We start from the raw sequence: 21,092 nt of genomic DNA, 5'->3' as shown, positions 1-21,092 counted from the left end.
CTAAGCGTAAACTCTTTGCTTAAGAATACCAACATATGGCAAGTTGCGGTAAAGACCGTTGTAGTCCAAGCCGTAACCTACTAAGAATTCATTAGGAGCCTTGAAACCATAATCATCTGGGTAGAAGTCAACTACACGTGTCTCAGGTTTATCTAACATAGAAATAACTTCAACACTCTTGGCACCGCGTTCCTTCATCAAGTCGCTAAGTGCCTTTAAAGTTCTACCTGTGTCAATGATATCTTCCATGAAGATTACTGGGCGGTTCTTAACGTCTGACTTCACGTCTTGGGTAATCTTAACCTTACCAGTAGAGCTGGTACCTTCATAACTGGAGGCTCTAATTGGGTCAATTGTTAATTCGAAAGTTAATCTTTTGATCATATCACTGGCAAAGATCATTGCGCCATTCAAAACTGGAATGACGATTGGTTCTTGCCCTTCATATTTCTTGTTAAGGCGAGCTGCCATTTCATCCATGCGCTTGTTAAGTTGATCTTGATCAAATAATACTTTTTCGATGTCGTTATTCATGTTGATTATTTCCCTCTCAAATTAGTTAACGGTAAGATTTTAACATATATTTTTTTAGTTTTACAGTATTTTACTAAAATTGCTGGCTAATTTATTAATTAATCATAATTTTTATATATTATTGTTCGTGTTTTAGTGAGAGTAAATAAAAAACTATTAAGATTTTACACTTAATAGTTTCTTTACTCTATTTCCTATCTAAAACCACTGTGCCCTCAGGTGGATTTTGATTAATTGCACCGATAATTGGGTGTGACACATACAATTCATCAAAATAGTTTACTTCATCTAGTGTGAGCTCTACGTCCATCGAATTCACAGCTGATTCAAGGTGTTTGATCTTCGTTGAACCAACAATTGGAGCAGTGATACCCTTAGCCCATTCCAAAGCTAAAGCAATTTCTGACATCTCAACACCATGCTTTTCCTGACTTTCATTACTTTAAGCTTAATACCGCTAGTCCATTATGAAAAAATACTTATTATAAATTTCTAGGCATTACTTTTATGCATCCCACTCCATTAAACAGTCGGCTGCACCAGTCTCTTGATCAATCTCTTTTTTCACTAACTTAAAACCACGGTTTTGATAAAAACTAATAGCCGCCTCATTCTTTTCATACACCGACAGCTGCAATTTATCATGCTTTAGCTTCAAAAAGTCAATCAGCTTTCCGCCAATACCGCGGCCCCGATAATCTCTTTTAACAAAGATACCGGCAATATAGTCACCTTGCATCCCTACAAAACCAGCTATCTCGCCATCTTCTTCATCTACATACAGCTGAGCATTCGGCAACTCTTTTTTCACCAATTCATAGTTATCATGCCAATAACTTGGATCAATAAAATCGTGTGCATCAAGGTTGCCCTCAAGCCAAATCTGCATCAACGCATCTAAATCACTCTTTTGATATTTTCTAATCATCTTTATTTACGAATAAACTTTTGATCACTTGCAGGCACGCCGCTGTCATCTGAGATATAGCGTTCAACGCGCATATGCAAGTCATACTTTTCACGCAAGTCAGCCAATTCCTTCATCATAGGTGAAGCATGGTGAGCATCAAGCGCCTTTTGATCACGCCAACTATCGATTAATAAAACCGTCTCAGGATCGTCCATTGGGATAAAGTAATCATATTTTTCATTACCTTCTTCGGCACGAATACGACCTGCAATACCCTTGTCTTCCATTTCTTGTGCGAACTTTCTGGCATCACCATTTTTGCCATTGTAATAAAGATTTACAGTCAAACTCATAATTTGTCTCTCCTTTGTAAAATCGCTTTCATTAGTTATTTTACTATAATCTTTGCTTATTCTTAACTTGTATTCATCGAAAGTTATCGCTAAAATTAAGTAGAAAGTAAGCGTTATTATTTAGAGGTGAGACAAATGTTAAACAAAAGAAAATTCCTCATCAAACTGTGTGCAGTGTTACCAGCTGCCCTGCTTTTAACGACTACTCCAGCTTTAGCTGATGAAAATGATCAAACTAATCAACCACAAACATCTGAAACAAATAAACAAAATGTAACCTACCAATCATTATATTGGCGTTGCATAAATCAATATACTGGTCAAACCTTACAAGTCATGTATGCCGATACGGTAAAAGTGGTTAACGGTGTCCCTGAGCGGCAATTCTTTAACATGGGGCAATTACCAGAGAGAATTGGTGACTTTGAGATAGCTGGCAATCCCCCTTATGGTGGACGTGCCCTTGAAGTTGATCCTAACAATCCAAGTGGTGTCACCTACATCGATTGTGCCTACTATTTGCCAAATAAAAAGGATAGTAATAGCACAACCACTATCCATAATCAACAACATTCACAGAATGTAACAAAGGATAATCACAACAACCATTTAGCAATCAAGAAAACAGACAAATGGCGTCACCAACACAAGATGCCAAATTCTGCTACTTCTAATTTAAACAAAAAGCAAAATGCTAGTCCAAGTAAGGCAGCTACCAGCAGTAAGCCTAATAAGAAAAAGGCAACAAGTAAGAAGAACAAACCTGCTACTGCCAAAAATCATGCTAATGTACAAGCTGAACGTAACAGCAACATCTTGAAATTCGTGGTTACTCCATTGGTGATTATAGTAATCGCCGCAATCTGTATTCCACGCAAGTTCTGGCACAGAAATCGCGGTAAACACGCTGAATAACAAGAAGGTCGAGTTAAGCTCGGCTTTTTTATTATATTTATATGAAATCGCTATCAAAAGATACCTCCTTAACTGTATAATAAAACTATAAATCAACAGTTATACAAGTAAGGAGGTTTTATTATGGCTACTAAAAAGAAGAAAAAGCACCAATTTCCGACGGCCTATACCGTCATCATAATTGTGCTTTTGCTTGTTCAACTATTGACTTTTGTTATTCCTGCCGGTAACTATGCGACGATTGTTTATGATACCAGCAATAAAGATTTCGTAGTTACCAGACCAAGTGGTAAAAGGTACAAAGAACCTGCTACTCAGGCCACTTTAAAGAAGTACAAGGTCAACATTGCAGTCAAGAAATTTAAGGATGGCACAATCTACAAGCCAGTTGCTATTCCAAATTCTTACGAGAGAATCAATTTAAAGAAGCCTAACCTGTGGCAGGCGATCAATCAGTTCTTCACCTCACAGGTACAAGGTATCGCTCAAAGTGTCGACATCATCGCCTTCGTTTTGATCCTAGGTGGATGTATTGGTGTCGTTCACGCAAACGGCGCGATCAACTCGGGGATGCAGGCTTTATCTAAGAAAATCAAAGGTAAGCAAGTTCTGTTGATCATCCTTGTGATGGGGCTAATTTCTCTTGGTGGTACAACCTTTGGTCTTGCCGAAGAAACGATGGCTATGTACCCAATCCTAATTCCAGTCTTCCTGCTAGCCGGGTATGATACGATGACAGTTCTAGGAACGATCTTCCTGGGAACGAGTATTGGGACCATGATTTCAACCATTAACCCATTCTCAACGATCATCGCTTCTAACACTGCCGGTGTTAACTTCGCCAGAGCTTTACCACTCAGAATTACCATGTGGGTCATCTGTACGGTAGTTGGTATGGTATATGTCATTCGCTACGCTGAAAAGGTACGTAAAGATCCTACTAAATCTGTTGTTTACGACCAATCCGAAGAAGATCGTGAAAAGTACTTAAACGATGCCGACTTTAACAAACCAGCCAACTTTACTTGGCAACAAAAATTATCATTGATCATCTTCGGCATTGCCTTTATCGTCATGATCTGGGGTGTACAACAAAAAGGCTGGTACTTCACCGAAATTTCGGTAGTCTTCTTAACTGCCGGCTACTTGATGGCTATCTTCTCAGGACTTTCCGAGCACAAAGTTGTGCAAGCCTTCGTTGATGGTGCTAGCGATTTGCTTGGTGTTGCTTTAACAATCGGGTTGGCGAGAGCCGTTTCCATTGTTATGGACGACAGTCACACCAGTGACACCATCATGCACTTCTTCAGCCAACAGATTTCTGGCATGAGTCCATTAATCTTCATTTGGTTCCTGTTTATCGTCTACATCATTCTGGGATTCTTCATTCAATCATCATCTGGTTTGGCCGTACTTTCCATGCCAATCATGGCACCACTTGCCAATGTGGTTGGAATCGACCGTGCTAGTGTAATTGATGCCTACAACTGGGGCCTTGGCTTTATTTCCTTGGTTGCCCCAACCGGATTAATCTTGATGAGTTTGATGATGGTTAACATCGACTTTAACAAATGGTTCAAGTGGTGTTGGAAATTACTGGTAATCGAATTTGTCTTGTGTCTAGTCGCATTAGGCGTTGGATTGCTAGTATATTAAATTTAAAACAAAGTTTTCAGATCATTCTTTCAGCACGATAGGATGATCTTTTTTCATAGCAGCCCTTGTTTCTTTATTCAAAAAGCGTATCATATACAGACGAAGAAATAATTGGATGACAGAGAGCATTCGTTTTGGAGGAATTAAATATGGAATATATTACGCAACACAGTCATGGACTAAGTAAAAACCAGAAGTGGGTCATCGCCTCTACTTCATCAGGTTTTGCGCTTGAAAACATGGATGTGCTTTTTTTATCGTTTGCAATGAGTTCAATAATTGCGGATTTGCACCTCTCTGGTGGAGCCGCTGGGTTGATCTCCTCAATCACTAACTTAGGAATGTTAGTTGGTGGTATTTGTTTCGGCATCTTGGGCGACAAGATTGGCCGGGTTAAAACTTTCTCACACACGGTTTTAATCTTCGCCCTAGCTACCGGTTTAATGGCTTTTGCCAACAACATCTATGAGATCTACGCCTTACGTTTTCTCGCTGGTATTGGTGCCGGTGGTGAATATGGCGTAGGCATTGCCTTAATCGCAGAAAACTTTGAAAGCGACAGAATTGGTAAGATGACCTCAATTGCGGCAGTCGGTGGTCAAATCGGTGCGATCTTTGCGGCATTAATTGCGGCTTGGATTATTCCAATAGCTGGCTGGCACGCACTATTCTTGGTCGGAATTGTCCCAGTAATTTTAACAGTCTTTATCAGAAGACATTTGCATGAAAGCGATCAATTCCTCCAAGCTAAAAAAGATGAAAAAGGTTCATTATTACGTGATGTCATTAAAAAAATGTTTTCAACCCCACGTCTTGCTTTTCAAAGCTTAGGCTTGATGGTCATGATGACCGTCCAAATCGCTGGTTACTTCGGCTTAATGAACTGGTTACCGACCATCGTGCAAAAGCAATTGAACTTAAACGTATCTAGCTCAAGTATTTGGATGATCTCAACTATCGTCGGCATGAGCATCGGTATGATGACCTTCGGTAACATCTTCGACCACTTCGGTCCACGTAGAGCCTTCGCCATCTTCTTGATCGGTTCAGCTGTCATGGTTTATGTTTTATCACTTGCACAAAACATGGCTACTTTACTCATCATCGGTGCAGTCATGGGCTTCTTCTCAAATGGGATGTTTGGTGGTTACGGTGCAGTAATCAGTCGCCTCTACCCAACTGAGATTCGTTCTTCAGCTAACAACATCATCGTTAACATTGGCCGTGCAATCGGTGGTTTCTCATCTGTTGTCATCGGTATCTTGATGGATCACTACAATTTAACGGTTGTCATGGGCTTTCTTTCAGCCTCTACATCATTAGTTTCATTGTTATGATGAGTTTGCCAGGCCTTAAAGAATTAAGCAATAACGATTAAATAAAAACAAAATAAACAAACTAAAAGGGATGCATCAAATCGATACATCCCTCTTTTTATCGTCTTATCTCTTTTGTGCAAAATCACTAGTTTTCATTGTCTTGGTTGAAACAACCTTATTCTGATTATGCATATCTTCAATAGTTAAAGTAAAGGTCTTGTCATTGCCCTTATTAAACTTGGCATAGCCATATAAGCTTTCCTTGTCAGTGTTTTTACCATAAACAGAAATCACCAACAAACCAATTGCGAGCTTCTCATTTGAAGTCAACTTATTCATGGTGCCAACCTTCACCTTGGCACCATCAAGCTCACTTTCATAAGTCTTAAGGCTCCAGATCAAGTATTGTGCTTCAGCAGTTGACATTAACTTTCTTGAGTTAACCTGAGTTTGTGCATCCCTCACAGCTAGATCGTAATTGTCACGCTTGAGAGAACTAGACAACTTGTATTTAACTGAATTCTTGACACTATCTACTTTGCCAAGTAAATCCTTCAAGTCAGCTTCCTGGTTTTCTAAAATAGCAATCTTGCTACCATCTTTTGCGGAAGCAGCTGTGTTAATTGGCTTCAACTTCTTGCCAGAAAAGAAATTAACATCGCTAGCCTTCACAAAAGCATCCCCAGTATCAACTAGCTCCGTATTAAATCTGTTAGGGAAATCCGGTGATGTCTTCAAATTAGCCATGGTGTGATAATGATTAGTCAAATGGTAGTACAATTCGCTCTTGTCAGTTTTAGCATTGTACAAGTACATTGCACCATTAACTTTAAAATCAGTCCCCTTCATAAAGGCATAGCCAGCTGGAGTAGACTTTTCAGCGTCAAATGAGTAAAGTGGCGCCTTAGACTTATTGGTCCGCACTGTAGTCAAACCACGACTTGTATAATCGATATCTTGTAAGGCATGCTTTGCTTTAACGTCCTTAGCCCAAACATAATAATCGGTGCCCTTAATGTGGTAAGCATCTGGAGAACTATTAGCTAAAATATTCATGCCGCCTAATTGATCAACAGTCAACTTTTGACCTTTCTTGTAGTACTTACCAGTGGTTAAAGCACGGCCGCCAGTTGCCATGAACAATTGTGGCGTCTTTTTCTTAACCGTCACAGTGGTCTGCTTTGCGTATGAAACCTTCTTTACGCTTGCTGCAGAAATAGTATTTGCATTAGCCAAACTTGCTACAGGACTAACCAACATCAAAGTTGCAGCAGAAATCATTAGGATTTTCTTGTTAAATTTCATCTATCTTTACCTCATCACTTTTCTAAAACAAATTTTTCAATTGCCTCACCAACGCCGCCTTGATTGTTATTGGCTTTGGTAATATAGTCACAGTCGTCTTTCATCTTAGGGTTAACATTAGCCACGCCAACACCCAATCCGGCTGCTTTAATCATAGAAAGATCGTTAAAGTTATCGCCTAAGGCCATCGTCTCTTCAGGCTTGATGCCAAGCTTATCAGCAAGCCAAAGCAAGCCTTCACCCTTGTTGACGCCTTGATGGTTGAACTCAAGATAACGGTTGGAAGAATATGACACGTCGAGATCATTGGTACTATTGCTAATTTCAATAGCTATCTTTTCTAAATATGGCACATCAGTACTACCGTATAAAACTTTGGCGATGTCTTGTCCCTTTAAGAAGTCAAGATTTGGTTCATCAATAATCTTGTAAACGTGACGTAGTTTCAGATACCTGATTTCATCTTCATCTGCGTTATAGACATAAACCATATCCTTGGTATATACGTGGATGCAGACATTGAATTTTAAACCAAGACGATAAAGTTCGTCGGCTTTAGCAAAGTCCAAGCCTTGAAACTTCATAATTTGATTATCCTTATTCTCAGTAATGCATCCCCCGTTAAAAGAAATCACATACTCATTTGCCTTATCCTTCAGACCGATCTCTGCCAGCGTCTTCTCAATTGCTCGATAGCCGCGTCCAGTTGCTGGGACAAACTTCACGCCCAGCTTTGTCGCTGCTTTAATCGCATCGACATTACGCTGACAGACATGCGCATCATCATCAATCAAAGTTTCATCAAGATCACAGGCAATTAGTTTATACATAAAAAATTCACATCTTTCTAAATTGAATACGTTTTCAGTATAACAAAATGAAAGCATTAAAAAAAGCTAGGTGCAAAAACCTAGCTTAATCTTAATAATTAACCGACTTAGATGACATGACGTTCAAATGGATCGTCACTGATGCCTTCTTCAAGGATATCACGACACCATTCTTTTGCAGTAAAGAGTGAGTGATCGCGATAGTTACCACAGGTCTTAATCGTGGTTCCTGGAACGTCTTCCAAAGTGACGGTATCGCGAATTTCTTCAAGTGAGGACTTAAGAGCTTTTGCAACTTCAGTAGTTGAATGCTCGCCCCAAACGATCAAGTGAAAACCAGTCCGACAGCCGAATGGCGAACAATCGATAACGCCGTCAAGACGATCGCGGAGTAAACTTGCAAAAAGATAGAGATACCAAGAAGCTACGAAGCCTAATTCAAAGCAAAGATCATGTTGGCAATATGATGCACACCACTTTAAATACTTTCAAACGTAATCTACATGATATTCTCAACGCTGCTAAGTTCGATGAATCAAACGGTTGCCATGAAGGAACCAACCGTAAGATTAAACAGATTGAACGTACTGCCTACGGTTACGCTAACTTCAATCATCTAGTAACCAGAATCAAGCTAGAAAAAAAGGATGCCATTATTAAAGAAAAAGCATCAGACTACTATTTAGCAGCCTAATGCCTTTTCCTATTATTTAATTTTTAATTGACTTTTATCAACACCATTTGACAAAGAGCCAGAAAAATGATCCTCGCCGTTGAGTTGGGATCATTTTTAGTATAGATATAATAAGTTGGATATTTGAAAGGAAATCTATTCTCTATTTTGCAGCATTTTCTAAAGCCCTTTGAAGTACTGGATCAACTGCATGTATATATAAACCATGCACTCCTCTAGTTAGTAATACATTAAACTCATTTTTTAATAATTCATCTGCGTAACTTTTATTTGAATCTCTTTTTTGAGTGGCATTAGTATTTTTGCTTAAAGAGGCATCATGAACTATTTTACCATTACGATACTTAACAGACGGTCCCAGTTCAACTCCAACGTAATTTAGATCAAAACCTTGGACAGTATATGTTGAGCCAATTTCATTAATAGTATAATCTTTTTCCGCCCATGACTGATCGCTGTATTTTACATGACCTTGAGTTCGATGCGATTTTTCATATGAATCACGTCTATTTATTTCATAATTCCATGGCATTCTCCAATTATCTTCTGAAACTTCCCAATAATCTTGCCCCATTGGAAGCTTTCTTTTACCTCCAGAATACTCCCAATCAAAAGTTGCAACCATACGACTAATCCCATTTTCTTGATCTTGATTCTTACTTTCGATAGCCTTTTGCATTTTTGCGGGATCACTAAAGATTTTTATTTGATATTTTTCATCCCTAGGAATTTTTCCAACAATACCTTTATCAATCAGATTGCGAATCCATGTAATGGTTGCCATAGAAGCATCTATTCTCATCTGGTTATGCAAGTGAATTATATTTTCTTTTCCAGTTTTATCTTCTAATTGTTCAAATTGTGACTTTGTCCATATAGTATTTGTTGATAGAAATTGCTTAGGATCAAAAACAGCCATTACCACTTTGGCTCTTTTCAAAATATCCTTCAGCATATTAGTACCAACTTGAATTTCGGGATGTCGCTTATCATTGGAATAAGACTGACTTCGTTGAGTTAGTAATAAATGTGCTTCATCTACTAAAACAATATCTACTTTCTGCTTAGGATCTGTTTTCTTTATGAAAGTTACTGGCTTTTCAACATTGACGTTATCATCTTTACCAAATAACTTCTTAGAAATTTCTTCGTAAACTTTAAGCTGTTCTTTTTGATTAACCAGCATTGAAACTGTTAATCGTTGACTATCAGACTTTGTATTCTCTTCTTTAGATGTTAGTTGATTTTCATGAACTACATCATAAAAAATATTACTCATTAATACAGTTTTACCAGAACCTGCATCCCCTTCTACCAGGATTAATTGACCGTCTTCTTGCTCTTTATTTTTTTGTTCATATAAAGCTAAATTTATTTTCTCAATTATCTCTGCTTTTGCTTCAAGTTGTTCATTTGTCAATTTATTAAAAGGAGACGCTTTAAACAAAGCGGATGATTCCAAAATACTTTGTGCTGGGAAAAGCGTATGATCATATTTTCCTAACTTTTTCCAAACCTTATTGAATAAATCATCAAATTCATCAGAATCGTAATATTTATTTTGATCATTGTGTCGGCGATTATTTAAATGTTTCACCGCTGGCACACTACTTAGATATTGCATTAATCTATTTTCAATATCTAATGTCATTGATTTATTAAAATGCTCATGTCCAATTACATACATTTGAACATTCTTAGAGTTTTTTAGATCAAAAAAATCTTCTCGTTCTTTAGGATCTGAATCGAGATGTTGTAAAGTCCGGCGTTGAATATCATTAGTTTCACCAACATAGACTGTATAATCCTTATTTTTAACAGATGTATTATTAATTATATAAACTGTTGGATATTCAATAAGGAGTGCTTGTTTCTTGGCATCATTATCATATTTTTTACGGATTTGATTATTAAGTTCGCTAGCTGTAGCCATATCGTATTTAACTGGGAAAATAACTGGACTTTTTAATGGTGTTTTCAATAATCTTCACTCCTATTTAATAAAATACAGACCGCCGATTGTAAAATCAAAATTATGGTCAGCCCTAAGCTTCTTTGCATTATCTAATAAGTGTTCAATTTATTATTGCAATTTACGATTAAATAATGACGTAAAAATTCAGTAAATGCATTTGTAGTAAAGAATTGTTCTATTTTAATCCAATATTCCTTATAAAGATATGCTTGATTTTCTAAATTTAAGCTCATTAATAAAAAGTTTCTTACTAAATCAGAAGCTGAAAGAGCCACGCCAGTTGAATTAAGACTTGCAAAAATAATTTGTGGATTTTCATCCCCAGGATCATTTGTTAATTCAATATATACCATTGCAAAATGATTCATAGCTTCATAAAGCTGAGGAGTATTAATTCCAGAATCAGTTATTCTCTTTTTAAAATAATTATAATTTTCTACTACTTTAGATGGGTTATTATATTCTTTACCATTCATTACAGCAAAGAAGGCATCAGCATCATGATCAACGGGCTTCAACTTAAGATGATTATTTGCATCCAAATATTTATTGGTTAAGTACTGTTCTTCAATTTCATCCTTATTTTCTGCATCAATATCAGAAATAGCCTTAAGCAATAGAGTCAAACTCATTAGTCTTTGTTGCCCATCAATAATTCGATAAATATGACTCATTTTTTTACCTGAGTCAGTAACGTAAACTACTGCACCAATAAAATGATCTTGATCTTCCTTTTCTGCTGTTAACAAGTCATTAAAAAGTTGTTCGCATTGGGGCTTGCCCCATTCATAATTCCGTTGAAAGACTGGAATTTTAAAAATAGTTTTTCCATTTCCTAAAAAATCAAATAAGTTAATACTATCTGCCTTCAATTTAAATACTCCTATTTTACTTTATCTTATTATTATATATCTTTTGCTAACACTCTTTCCAATCATCACGAGGAGTCCTCTTTTTCAGTAATTTAAATCACAGTAATCGTACTTACGATAATTATAATTACTGTAATTACGATTACTAAAAAATAAAAAGCATCCCTCTCTGGAATGCTCGTAAGCGTAAAAAACTGAAGTATCTTTCTTAGCTTCCATTTTTCGGCTATTCTTAGCTCATAAACTTAAGGAGGCAAAGAACATGCTTGAAAAACAACCTAATCAAAAGACGTTTTTAACTATCTCCTACCTATTCGGCGTAACATCAACGCGTGCTGTTTTAACCTCGGACCAGTCACTGATCAAATTACTGTGAAATGCACGAACACGAACTTCGTAAACTTGCCCCTTCTTAAAGTCTTGTCCAAAATTATTTGTTGGATCGTCTACTATATCGCCACTCCTAGCTTTACTAAAGAAGGTTGCCCACTTATTGCTGCCTTTCAAACTATATTGAATCTCATAGCTGTCAGTTTCTGGGTTAACGTCCCTTTCAATGTCGATATATGGTTCATCAGAACCATGGTCGTCATAATAACTAACTTTAAGCGTTGGTGTCTTTGGTTTCTCATGACTTCCCTTCAAAGGAATATAGTAAGTAAACTTTTGATTTGCTGAAACTGGGCTAAAGCTTCTACCTTCTTCATCATTCATCGCACGAACAGCAATATCGTAAGTTTCACCGTTAATCAGTCTATTCTTTGAAATTGTCTGAGTTAAAACATCAGGATAATTGCCGTCAGGGGTGAAATTACTATGTCCAATCATTGATGCGGTATCAAGCAAAGGATCATTTGATCTATACCGTCTTAGAGAAGAACCATAAATTCCATAACCAATCGCATTATCAGCTTTAGTATAATCAACCTTGATTCTATCTTCAGTTGAGCTAACCTTAGTCAACTTAGGCGTACTCGGAATAGCATTCGTATCTTCGCTAGTCAACTTAAAGCTGAAACGACCACGAGCAGAACCTTTTTCTAGATAATAAGTCCCTTTCTCTAAATTCCAGGAATATTTTCCATTTTTTAAGGTTCCTTTGGTTTTCCATGGATTTAACGCATAACCATAATCTGTGTCCTGCACAATTTGAATGTCATTATTGTTAAAAATATTAGACCAACTGTTCTCATACACAGGTTGAACAGACATATTCATCGTTACCTTTTGATCTTTATCCAGCGTAAATTTATATCTATTCATCGTATTCAGCTTTTCAGTATGATACATATCAGTCATACCAGTAACCGTCTGTCCTATTTTTATTGGGATAGCTGAGGTAAAATGCGTTTCTAACGGATAAGTTTTATGAGAGAAAGTCTCCAGCTTATTTCTGATCTTGGTAATTCGTGTAGCGCTAGTCTTGATCTTTACATTTTTACCAGATTTAGTAGTCAAATTGTAATGACCAGAACGCAAATAGAAGACCTTGGTATTCTTGTTTTTACCTTTATAAGGGATGCATTCCCAATTTGAAGTATTAAGGATCTTATACTTTGCCTTGGTGGTAACAGTTAATCTAGTTGGTGCCTTGAAATAGAAACGGTACTGATTACCCTTTCTGACATAGCTGGTTTGCATTACCAGAAATTGGTACTGTTGCAGCTTGAACGTTAGTGTTTAAACTAAAAAGCAATGCACCGGCAACTACTGCACCAATTAAATAGCCTCTCCTCTTCATAGTTTTAACCTTCTTCTGCTTAATAATCCTCAAGTTCTTCAAGTTGACCATCAGCCGTCTGATAAGCCATTTTGACTTGATCTAACTTGAGTTCAGGGATAAAGTTCATTGTCTTAGCTGGATTTAACACATCAAGCAATTGAACTCGCATCATCTTATCAATCTTTAATTCCTTTTCAGGCAATTTCAAGATTGTATTCATATCTTTCATGCTATTGTACTTTTCAACTGTCTTATTTACTTCGCTAGCTAAATAAAGCCAAGTACGATAATCAACTGATACAACCTCATTCTCTGGAACTACAAGTTCCAACAAAATCTCACCGGCATCCGGCATTTCGGTTACATGCTCTGGAAATGGTGTACAAGAGATCGGTATCTTTTTAGCCAAAATTGGCTTCTTTGCTTCTGGCAACGTATCTTTAATAATCTTTTGCAACAGATATTGTTCAAGATAGATATTCTTGAAATATTGATCTTGTGTACGAATCGCATTAAGTAAATATGATTGCTCATCAATACTGATCTTGCCGTTCTGTCTTAAATCCGTCCAACCTTTTTGACTAATTGTATACTGTAAAGTTAATGTTTTCATTTTATCTTCCTTGTTAACGTATTTCTTATATTTATTATAACAAAAAGCCAGCACACTATAGCATTCCATAGTATGCTGACTCTTTAATTTAAGTTAGATTTTTTACCTATTAAAATTTAGAATTAGATCAATCAAATCCTGTACTTTCTGCAGATCAGCAGAGCTAATCACTTTTACCTTATTTGGTATTTCGAAGTGAGCATAATAATCAACAAAACGTTGAATAATATCCATATTCACTGAATATTCTCGATCACGATTGCGTTGGTCGAGAATTTTTAAAGCATGAGTTAATGATTCCTCACTTAGTGGATCATTGGCATCCAGTAGTGGTTTAAAACAATCGATCACATACACTTGATAATTATCCGGTACTCTTTTCAAGATATCATTAATTGGATTAAATCCATGCCCGCCTAAATTTGTATTATCGACAATAGTTGGTAGGCCATTTTGTAACCGTGTTTGCAGTATTTGATTAAAAATTTGCCACACGATTTTCTCAGTTTGATTCACAAAGTTGATTTGGGGATGCCCATTATTTAAATTAATTCCATTTAAACGAATTCTTATCTCATCAGCTGAGATAGTATAGTTTTGTAAATCGTTCATCTTAATGAAACTAGATTTACCTGAAGCTTGTGGCCCCAACATTAAGATTAACGGTATCCTTTTCATATTATTGGTCATCTTGGTAATACAAATCCTTAAATTTCTTATGCTTATATTGTTGAGCAAGTTGTGGCGTCTTCCAGGCAACGCCACTTACCCATGGACCGGCTCCTTGAGCAAGTACTAAAACAGATTGACCGTTCTCAGTATGTAGACCATAGAAGTCTCCATCCCCTGCTTCCTGCATCCAACCACGGACATTCATATAATTTATTCCATGAACACGTTGACTTCCCATACCAGCCATTCCCCAATTTTTGGTTGCTTCATGATATGATGCAGACATATCACCATAAGTATATTTATCAAGAAAACCAGCTTTTACTTTATGCAATTCTTGTACGTAATTATCAACGTTGATTTTGTTTTGACTTATTTTAATAATAGACATTTTATCATCATTATAAGTATACCAAGTACCTTGAAATTCAGTTGGCACATTAAACAATCCGTCGTCTCCTGGTAAGTTTGATTTTTTACCAGCAGAATCTGAAGAATCATCGCTTGAATCCGAACGCTCATCGTTCACCTTGGCATTTTGAGCTAAACTATTTACCAAACTATCTGAGCCACGTTCATTCAAATAATCAACCATTTGCTTCATGGTCACAGATCCTAATTTTTTACCATTTGAAAAGAGATAATAAATATTCTCTCCATTCACTTGCTTAAGAGTATATCCAGCATCTGCCGATACCATATAAGCTACGCCGCTACCCTCATTCATATATGAATAATTTGACTGATTCTTTAAATCGACTTCAATACCGTTTTGCTTACCATCAAGCAACGCCTTGTTCCAACTACCAGAATAACGATTACCAGCATATGCAACTACAACTGCTACCGCTTTCTGCGGACTTAGATCTTGATCTGATAAGTGCCCCATCTTTTTAGGCTGTTTCTTATTCTCAGTTACTTTGATAGTCGCACTGCCTTTAGATGAAGTCTTTTGCTTAGGCTTTTGACTGCAGCCAGCTAAAGCTAAACCTGCTAACAAAATTACTGATATTTTCCCAATCTTTTTCATTTCATCCTCAACTTTCCAATTCAACGATATTTTACCACTTATCGTGTACTCAAAAAGACATAGTTAGATGATATTACTCTAACTATGTCTTTTTAAAATATTCATTAAAATAAGATTTCTATTACTTAGTAGCCTTAGCTAAAGCCTTGGTCTTGAATGCATAGGCGCTGGCATGTTGATCTGCACCAGTAGCAATCTTCAAAGCCTTCACCTTTTTACCTTTAACAGTTCTGGTTACAGGGATGTAGTAAACACCATCACCAGCCAAGTTAACCCAATTATTAACGTTAAAGCCCTTCTTAAAGTTATAAGCTGCATAAATATTCTTCTTCATAACCTTCTTGATAAAAGCATTACGCTTCTTTGAAGAAACATTATATACATTCTTCTTAAAGAATTTTTGTGAAGGTACATACAACTTATCTTTATTAGCAGTGTGAGCAGTAATTTTCAAAGTATGAATGGTCTTTTTATCACTGCTGAACTTGTCAGTTTCACGATAGTACCAAGTTCCCCGAGTTGCCTTAGGTGTTGTATATTTACGAGCAATGCCATATTGAGTATCTGCATAAACATTTTGACTTTGCATCCCTACAAAGAAAATGCTAAAGAATGCAACTAATGACATTAGGAACAAATATCTCTTTCTCATAACAAGTCCCTCCTATTATTAGTTTTTCATCTATAATTATAAACTATTTCATTGCATACAAAAACCATCTTAGTTAGTCTAGGATGGTTTTTATGGAAATTATTTTAAGCCATATGTTCCTTGAAAAATCTGATTTCATCAAGATTGCATTTTTTAGCTAATTCATCTTTCTGATTAATATGAAAAACATGTTGACGCTCGTGATCTGCATCCCCATACTCATGGAATTCATGCGCAATCTTGTGCTCTGTCAAGAATTTATCTAACATAATTGATTGCTCACGGACAAAATCCTTGTTAGCAGTCATTACATATAATGGAAGCATTTGTTTAGGAATGTAATCTTCAAGCTTGGTTAAATCAACAGTTGCCGTGTCTTGGTGAGTGGCAAAGTATAAACCTGCCGCATACATGATCTTTTGCTCTTTAGGAATCTTATGATAATTCTCAGTAATAAAGCCACCACAGTTAGTAGCCCCTGCTCTGATCGTAAAGTCGGGATTTCTCAAACCAAACATATGACGATATTCAGGGTTAGTATAGATAGCACTCATTTGCGTTACCATTTGACCACCAGCTGAGTCACCCACTAAGAAGACGTTGTTCAAATCCAAATTATACTTTTCCGCATTAGTAGAGAGCCAATTGTATACGTGATCAATGTCTTCAACATTTGCTGGAAATTGATAGTCAGGTGCCAAACGATAATTGAAGTTTACTACGGCAAAACCTTGTTTAGCCAAAAACATACAGTAGAATTGATACGTTTCTTTGCTGCCATAGAAGAAACCACCACCGTGAATATTAATGATTACTGGCAATTTTCCTGAATAATTTTTTGGCAAATTCAAATCAAGCAAATTGTATTTACCGTAAGGACCATAGCTAATGTCATTATGACGGATCACTTCTGGAATCTCAGTTGGCAGGCCTTCATCTCTTTCGTCATCGTGCTTTTTCCATTCAGCTCTAAACTGGGTAATTAAGTCTTTCATTTCTTGCGTATATTCCATAATCCAGCCTTCTAACTATTAATTCTTGTGAACTCTTAAATAGTGAATAAATGCGTAAATTGTAAAGCAACCAAAGAAGATGGCCGAAACAAGCAAACACATCCTAGCACTTGAAGTAATTGCATTTAAAACCATTGGTGAGATAGCACACCCTACGTTTACCAAAACTAACACGATAGTTGTAGCCAAGTTGACTGAGTTCTTTGGTGCACTCCAATCAAGCCAGTTGTACATATATGGAACTGAAAGACCGAAACCAATATTTAAAATTAAACTTCCTATTGTAAGCATGACAAAGTTGACTGACATTGCGATAACTAAGAAGCCAATAGCTACAATTAAAAAGCCAATCGGGAAAATTTTATCGTGCAATCTCTTAAAGAAGAAACCAAATGAAGCACCAACAGGAATACTTACCAGGTTCAAAATACCTGTTAATAATGAAAGTTCACTAACTGTACCTAATTTTTCTTCAACTACAAATGCTGGAATCTTAAAACTCATTGGCATGCAGAATAAGAAGATGAAGAACATAAAGATGGCAATCATGATTACTTTCTTATTAACTGTTTGCTTTGGTCTAGCCTTCTTTTGATTATTTTCATCTACTTTTTCACGAGGAAGTGGCACAAAGATGGTGAAGAGAATTAATACGGGAATTACTAAGAAGTAAATGGCAAAGGCTGCATGCCAGGAAATGGTGATCAAGTAACTAATCAAAAATGAAGCAATTGCGGCACCTAAGCCACCCATTACGTTTTGGTAACCGACCATCGTAGCCAATTCTTCTTCATCATCGCCATAAAATTGTGGAATCAAGCTTACGGCTAATGAGTTGAACAAACCGATACCAGCACCAATCAAGAAACGTGAAATTAAGATTGGTGTATAGGCAGTAGCGTACATTGGAAAAGTACCACTAAGCAAGGTAACAACCAAACCAGTTAAAATCGTAGCTTTTGCACCAATGAAGCGAATCAGAAATGGACTGATTAGCAACCCGATTACGATACCAATATTAGGAATAGTGGCTAAAGTTTCAACACCAGCTTGATCCACGCCTGGAAAGGCATGATACATAAGTGGTAAAGCTGGTGAAATTGCCGGTGCCATCATCAAGAAGATGGATATTGATAGTAATGAAATTTTGAAAATCAAATGATCTTGCGTTCTTTTAGCTTTTTTCATTTTTCTTTCCTCCTATCGAAAAATGACTATTTGTTGATGTGCTTCTTGAAGAATGCTGCCTCTTCATCATTAGCGTCTTTAGCTAACTCATCTTTTTGATTAATCAAGAAGACATGTGGTTCTGGATGCTTTTCATCACCCCAGGACTTTTGAATTACTTCGATTCCTTTTGCTCTTAAAAATCCGTCTAAACGAACAGCACAATCATGAATGAAGTCTTGATTTGCGGTACTTATAAAGGTTGGTAAGAAATCTTCAGTAATGTATTTTTCAACATTAAGCAAATCACGATTCTTTTCATCCATTACATCTGGCTTGAAGTAAGCTAATGTACCACCAGCTATCATGCCTTTGTCTAACATAAAGGTGGCTGGACTATTCAAGGCAACAGCTCTGAACTTTAAGTCAGTTAACTTATAACCAAATTTTTCACGATATTCTGGGTTAGTTAAAATAGCGGTATATTGTTCTGCCATTTGGCCACCAGCTGAGTCCCCAATTAAGAAAACATTGTTCTTATCAAGGTTATACTCATCAGCATGATCAGCAACCCAGTAAATATATTCGTTTACTTGATCAAGCTCCTTAGGGAAGCTTACTTCAGGTCCAAGCTTGTAGTTAGGGTTAACAAAAGCAAAGCCGCGCTTAGCCATTCCTAAGCCATAAAATTGATAAGTTTCTTTTGTACCGTAAACCCAGCCACCACCATGGATGTTGATGATTACTGGAATTTTTCCTTCTACATTCTTAGGTAGATAAAGGTCAAGCAAGTTCCACTTAGGATCTTCACCATATTGAAGATCATCAATTCTCTTCACTTCTGGAATGTCATGTGGCAAGCCGCTATCACGCTTATCATCGCTAGCCTTCCAACTAGTTCTCATTTCATTGACTGCATCTAAAACTTTTTGATCAACCATAATTTTTGCCCTCCTAAATGAATACGCTTACATCATAACTGCGATTTTATAATAAAAAAAGATCAATCTTAGCCTTAAAATGGCGTTGATTGATCTCTTTTTGTGCTAATTTTTGAAATTTCGTTTAATTTGGGATGCAGTTTTACCATAAAGCTTATCAAAAGCTCGATTCATTGTACGAACACCAGAGAAGCCATTATTCATCGCAATCTGGGTCAAATTATGACTAGTATTCTTCAGTTCAAAATAAGCACGTTGCGCTCTAACATTATTGATATAGGTGTCAACCGTGATTTCCATCTGCTTTTTGAAAAAGCGCGACAGATATTCCTTGGAGACGTTGCATTTCTTAGCAATTGAATCAAGCGTGAGTTTTTCTTGATAGTGGTTATTTACATACTGCGTGATAAACTGCAATCGATTAATCACGTAGACCTTGCGTTGCCCCATCTCACTTTCAGGTGGTTTCTCCTTGGTGAATCTTTCAAGTAGTAGCAAAAGTACTTCATCAACAATCTGTTGCATTTTAAGATTCTTTAGTGGCTGGGTTGATGAGGCTAACCAGTAGAATTGTGTCAGTAAGCCCTGCAAATTGGAATATGCCAATTTTTGATCATTATTTAGCTTTTCGGGATAATTAATATCAATTTCTTGATAGTTTATTTCAGGATATAAATTGGCTACATAATCAAATGGGAAAATAATTGATAGTGTTTTTCCATTCTTATTTAGCGTTGAATTGACACTATGAATCACCTGTGTATTTACTACTAAAATCTGCCCTGCTTTTGTGCTAAAATGCTTACCTGCAATGATGAAATCTGTAATTGCACCATTTAAAGTAAAACTTAGCTCGATTCCTCTATGCCAGTGAGGTGCAACGTATTTTGGCACACCATTATCTGTATTAAAAATAAAGTACCAAACTGGTAACGGACTAGTTGGTACTACTATTTCATGCAGCTTTATCTGTTTATTTTCAGCCATTATAATTTTTCACCATTAACATGAATTAATAAGTTGTACAAAGCACCATAAAGGTTGGCGTTGTTCTTGAACTTAGTATCTACAATTTCTGGTCTAGTGAAAGTATTCTTGACCAATGGATTATCATCAAGCAATTTATCATATGCTTCATTGATTCCTTTAACCACGATTGGTTGAGCTGAAATGCCGCCACCGATCGCAATCACATCAAGATCTACAACTGCTTGCATGTTTAGAATTACGACCGCTACTATATGACAGAATTCATTGAAAATCTTTAGTGCAGTTTCATCCCCATCGTTGATTGCCTTAAAGGCAGCCAAGCCATCGGTTTCATCTTTATTGCCTAAAGCTTTATTAATTTTACTAATCATACCTACGGCTGAACCAAGTGAGCCAGAGAAGCCGTCAAAACCTTTAGCATTTACATCCAAGTTAAGAAAACTTACTTCACCAGCTTGATAGTGTGCACCGTTTAATATTTTACCATTAACAATAATACCGCCACCAAGGCCAGTTCCTAGAGTGATTGACGCACAGTTCTTCATATCTTTAAGACTGCCGAACCAGTTTTCAGCTAAAACGCTAGCCTTACCATCGTTAATTACGGCTACAGGCAAATTATATTTCTTATATCTTTTTGCAAAATCAATTCCGTCCAAGAATGGCAATGCTCCACCGAAGTGAATCTCAGTTTTAACAATCTTACCAGGTGCACAAAAGGCAATACCCTTAACACCTTTATCTACATACTCTGCAACAATCTTATCAATTTCAGATAAAAATTGTTCTTTATCATGAATCGTATTTACCTTTTCTTTTTTAATAATTTGACCGGCATTATCAAGTTCAGCATATTTTACATTAGTTCCACCGATATCAATACTTAAATAGTTCTTCATTTTGATCCTTCTCTCCATAAATGCGCTTT

The 21,092-nt window shown here is 36.6% G+C and carries 20 protein-coding genes and 4 pseudogenes; 4 read left to right on the top strand and 20 right to left on the bottom strand.

All coding sequences use genetic code 11. The features are described from left to right. The 4 genes and pseudogenes from hpt to JCM1039_RS02540 all read right to left on the bottom strand — a co-directional run bounded on the left by hpt (window position 1) and on the right by JCM1039_RS02540 (window position 1,797). A complete protein-coding gene (gene hpt / locus JCM1039_RS02555; protein WP_025014533.1) occupies window positions 1–534 on the bottom strand; it encodes a hypoxanthine phosphoribosyltransferase in 534 nt (177 codons plus the stop codon). Window positions 535–721: 187 nt separating this feature from the next. Next, a pseudogene (locus JCM1039_RS02550) lies at window positions 722–958 on the bottom strand (aldo/keto reductase); the annotation flags it as partial. Between the two features lie 81 nt (window positions 959–1,039). Further along, entirely contained in the window at window positions 1,040–1,462 is a 423-nt protein-coding gene (locus JCM1039_RS02545) for an N-acetyltransferase (protein WP_025014531.1), read from the bottom strand. Between the two features lie 2 nt (window positions 1,463–1,464). Next, window positions 1,465–1,797, bottom strand: coding sequence for a putative quinol monooxygenase (locus JCM1039_RS02540; protein WP_025014530.1), 333 nt, complete (start codon window positions 1,795–1,797; stop codon window positions 1,465–1,467). A 135-nt stretch (window positions 1,798–1,932) separates the two neighbouring features. On the opposite strand from JCM1039_RS02540, the gene JCM1039_RS02535 reads away from it, so the two are divergent. The 3 genes and pseudogenes from JCM1039_RS02535 (at window position 1,933) to JCM1039_RS10375 (ending at window position 5,746) form a co-directional block, all read left to right on the top strand. After that, window positions 1,933–2,712: a hypothetical protein gene (locus JCM1039_RS02535; RefSeq protein WP_025014529.1), complete on the top strand. Its 780-nt coding sequence runs from the start codon at window positions 1,933–1,935 to the stop codon at window positions 2,710–2,712. Window positions 2,713–2,835: 123 nt separating this feature from the next. Further along, window positions 2,836–4,368 carry a YfcC family protein gene (locus tag JCM1039_RS02530; protein WP_025014528.1) on the top strand — a complete coding sequence of 511 codons (1,533 nt, stop codon included), beginning with the start codon at window positions 2,836–2,838 and terminating at the stop codon, window positions 4,366–4,368. Window positions 4,369–4,517: 149 nt separating this feature from the next. After that, window positions 4,518–5,746 (top strand): annotated as a pseudogene (locus JCM1039_RS10375) (MFS transporter). A gap of 64 nt (window positions 5,747–5,810) precedes the next feature. On the opposite strand, the gene JCM1039_RS02520 reads toward JCM1039_RS10375, so the two are convergent. The 3 genes and pseudogenes from JCM1039_RS02520 to JCM1039_RS10370 form a co-directional block, all read right to left on the bottom strand. Beyond that, window positions 5,811–6,992, bottom strand: a complete 1,182-nt coding sequence (locus tag JCM1039_RS02520; RefSeq protein ID WP_025014527.1) for a hypothetical protein — start codon at window positions 6,990–6,992, stop codon at window positions 5,811–5,813. A gap of 14 nt (window positions 6,993–7,006) precedes the next feature. Then, window positions 7,007–7,822: a Cof-type HAD-IIB family hydrolase gene (locus JCM1039_RS02515; protein ID WP_025014526.1), complete on the bottom strand. Its 816-nt coding sequence runs from the start codon at window positions 7,820–7,822 to the stop codon at window positions 7,007–7,009. A gap of 107 nt (window positions 7,823–7,929) precedes the next feature. Beyond that, window positions 7,930–8,232: pseudogene (locus tag JCM1039_RS10370) on the bottom strand (S-ribosylhomocysteine lyase); the annotation flags it as partial. On the opposite strand from JCM1039_RS10370, the pseudogene JCM1039_RS10365 reads away from it, so the two are divergent. Continuing rightward, window positions 8,226–8,516 (top strand): annotated as a pseudogene (locus tag JCM1039_RS10365) (transposase); the annotation flags it as partial. The pseudogenes JCM1039_RS10370 and JCM1039_RS10365 overlap by 7 nt on opposite strands. Before the next feature lie 142 nt (window positions 8,517–8,658). Here the strand turns inward: JCM1039_RS10365 and JCM1039_RS02500 are convergent. The 13 genes from JCM1039_RS02500 to JCM1039_RS02445 form a co-directional block, all read right to left on the bottom strand. Then, the gene (locus tag JCM1039_RS02500) at window positions 8,659–10,449 is read right to left on the bottom strand and encodes a DUF2075 domain-containing protein (protein WP_051523206.1); all 1,791 of its coding nucleotides are present in this window, start codon (window positions 10,447–10,449) and stop codon (window positions 8,659–8,661) included. A gap of 131 nt (window positions 10,450–10,580) precedes the next feature. Beyond that, on the bottom strand, window positions 10,581–11,363 hold the full coding sequence (locus tag JCM1039_RS10360; protein WP_236692605.1) for a DUF262 domain-containing protein: 783 nt from the start codon (window positions 11,361–11,363) through the stop codon (window positions 10,581–10,583). A gap of 306 nt (window positions 11,364–11,669) precedes the next feature. Beyond that, complete coding sequence (locus JCM1039_RS10355; RefSeq protein ID WP_236692604.1) at window positions 11,670–13,004, bottom strand: fibronectin type III domain-containing protein; 1,335 nt, start codon at window positions 13,002–13,004, stop codon at window positions 11,670–11,672. Continuing rightward, a complete protein-coding gene (locus JCM1039_RS12820; protein ID WP_269082127.1) occupies window positions 12,976–13,104 on the bottom strand; it encodes a hypothetical protein in 129 nt (42 codons plus the stop codon). Before JCM1039_RS12820 ends, JCM1039_RS10355 begins: the two co-directional genes overlap by 29 nt. 19 nt (window positions 13,105–13,123) lie before the next feature. After that, entirely contained in the window at window positions 13,124–13,699 is a 576-nt protein-coding gene (locus JCM1039_RS02485) for a hypothetical protein (protein ID WP_236692603.1), read from the bottom strand. Window positions 13,700–13,801: 102 nt separating this feature from the next. Next, window positions 13,802–14,353, bottom strand: a complete 552-nt coding sequence (locus JCM1039_RS02480) for an AAA family ATPase (RefSeq protein WP_236692602.1) — start codon at window positions 14,351–14,353, stop codon at window positions 13,802–13,804. A 25-nt stretch (window positions 14,354–14,378) separates the two neighbouring features. Then, entirely contained in the window at window positions 14,379–15,401 is a 1,023-nt protein-coding gene (locus tag JCM1039_RS02475; protein ID WP_236692601.1) for a hypothetical protein, read from the bottom strand. Window positions 15,402–15,522: 121 nt separating this feature from the next. Next, complete coding sequence (locus JCM1039_RS02470; protein ID WP_025014519.1) at window positions 15,523–16,053, bottom strand: hypothetical protein; 531 nt, start codon at window positions 16,051–16,053, stop codon at window positions 15,523–15,525. Between the two features lie 104 nt (window positions 16,054–16,157). After that, window positions 16,158–17,066: an alpha/beta hydrolase gene (locus JCM1039_RS02465; protein ID WP_025014518.1), complete on the bottom strand. Its 909-nt coding sequence runs from the start codon at window positions 17,064–17,066 to the stop codon at window positions 16,158–16,160. 18 nt (window positions 17,067–17,084) lie between these two features. Further along, window positions 17,085–18,254, bottom strand: a complete 1,170-nt coding sequence (locus JCM1039_RS02460; protein WP_025014517.1) for an MFS transporter — start codon at window positions 18,252–18,254, stop codon at window positions 17,085–17,087. A gap of 26 nt (window positions 18,255–18,280) precedes the next feature. After that, entirely contained in the window at window positions 18,281–19,174 is an 894-nt protein-coding gene (locus JCM1039_RS02455) for an alpha/beta hydrolase (protein ID WP_025014516.1), read from the bottom strand. 105 nt (window positions 19,175–19,279) lie between these two features. Then, window positions 19,280–20,161 (bottom strand): AraC family transcriptional regulator, encoded by an 882-nt coding sequence (locus tag JCM1039_RS02450; RefSeq protein WP_025014515.1) that lies wholly within the window; start codon window positions 20,159–20,161, stop codon window positions 19,280–19,282. After that, the gene (locus tag JCM1039_RS02445; RefSeq protein ID WP_025014514.1) at window positions 20,161–21,063 is read right to left on the bottom strand and encodes an ROK family protein; all 903 of its coding nucleotides are present in this window, start codon (window positions 21,061–21,063) and stop codon (window positions 20,161–20,163) included. The genes JCM1039_RS02450 and JCM1039_RS02445 overlap by 1 nt, the downstream gene beginning before the upstream one ends. Between the last annotated feature and the right edge of the window lie 29 nt (window positions 21,064–21,092).

Origin of the sequence: Lactobacillus kitasatonis DSM 16761 = JCM 1039, assembly GCF_000615285.1 — a bacterium.
Taxonomy (GTDB): Bacteria; Bacillota; Bacilli; order Lactobacillales; family Lactobacillaceae; genus Lactobacillus; species Lactobacillus kitasatonis.
Note: the sequence above shows the minus strand (reverse complement) of the source record. Positions and strands in the feature narration are given on the sequence as shown.

What these genes read in the sequence shown, in the direction of transcription:
- hpt (WP_025014533.1), bottom strand. Translation starts at nt 534, where the DNA reads ATGAATAACGACATCGAAAAAGTATTATTTGATCAAGATCAACTTAAC.
- JCM1039_RS02545 (WP_025014531.1), bottom strand. Translation starts at nt 1,462, where the DNA reads ATGATTAGAAAATATCAAAAGAGTGATTTAGATGCGTTGATGCAGATT.
- JCM1039_RS02540 (WP_025014530.1), bottom strand. Translation starts at nt 1,797, where the DNA reads ATGAGTTTGACTGTAAATCTTTATTACAATGGCAAAAATGGTGATGCC.
- JCM1039_RS02535 (WP_025014529.1), top strand. Translation starts at nt 1,933, where the DNA reads ATGTTAAACAAAAGAAAATTCCTCATCAAACTGTGTGCAGTGTTACCA.
- JCM1039_RS02530 (WP_025014528.1), top strand. Translation starts at nt 2,836, where the DNA reads ATGGCTACTAAAAAGAAGAAAAAGCACCAATTTCCGACGGCCTATACC.
- JCM1039_RS02520 (WP_025014527.1), bottom strand. Translation starts at nt 6,992, where the DNA reads ATGAAATTTAACAAGAAAATCCTAATGATTTCTGCTGCAACTTTGATG.
- JCM1039_RS02515 (WP_025014526.1), bottom strand. Translation starts at nt 7,822, where the DNA reads ATGTATAAACTAATTGCCTGTGATCTTGATGAAACTTTGATTGATGAT.
- JCM1039_RS02500 (WP_051523206.1), bottom strand. Translation starts at nt 10,449, where the DNA reads ATGGCTACAGCTAGCGAACTTAATAATCAAATCCGTAAAAAATATGAT.
- JCM1039_RS10355 (WP_236692604.1), bottom strand. Translation starts at nt 13,004, where the DNA reads ATGCAAACCAGCTATGTCAGAAAGGGTAATCAGTACCGTTTCTATTTC.
- JCM1039_RS12820 (WP_269082127.1), bottom strand. Translation starts at nt 13,104, where the DNA reads ATGAAGAGGAGAGGCTATTTAATTGGTGCAGTAGTTGCCGGTGCATTG.
- JCM1039_RS02485 (WP_236692603.1), bottom strand. Translation starts at nt 13,699, where the DNA reads ATGAAAACATTAACTTTACAGTATACAATTAGTCAAAAAGGTTGGACG.
- JCM1039_RS02480 (WP_236692602.1), bottom strand. Translation starts at nt 14,353, where the DNA reads ATGTTGGGGCCACAAGCTTCAGGTAAATCTAGTTTCATTAAGATGAAC.
- JCM1039_RS02475 (WP_236692601.1), bottom strand. Translation starts at nt 15,401, where the DNA reads ATGAAAAAGATTGGGAAAATATCAGTAATTTTGTTAGCAGGTTTAGCT.
- JCM1039_RS02470 (WP_025014519.1), bottom strand. Translation starts at nt 16,053, where the DNA reads ATGAGAAAGAGATATTTGTTCCTAATGTCATTAGTTGCATTCTTTAGC.
- JCM1039_RS02465 (WP_025014518.1), bottom strand. Translation starts at nt 17,066, where the DNA reads ATGGAATATACGCAAGAAATGAAAGACTTAATTACCCAGTTTAGAGCT.
- JCM1039_RS02460 (WP_025014517.1), bottom strand. Translation starts at nt 18,254, where the DNA reads ATGAAAAAAGCTAAAAGAACGCAAGATCATTTGATTTTCAAAATTTCA.
- JCM1039_RS02455 (WP_025014516.1), bottom strand. Translation starts at nt 19,174, where the DNA reads ATGGTTGATCAAAAAGTTTTAGATGCAGTCAATGAAATGAGAACTAGT.
- JCM1039_RS02450 (WP_025014515.1), bottom strand. Translation starts at nt 20,161, where the DNA reads ATGGCTGAAAATAAACAGATAAAGCTGCATGAAATAGTAGTACCAACT.
- JCM1039_RS02445 (WP_025014514.1), bottom strand. Translation starts at nt 21,063, where the DNA reads ATGAAGAACTATTTAAGTATTGATATCGGTGGAACTAATGTAAAATAT.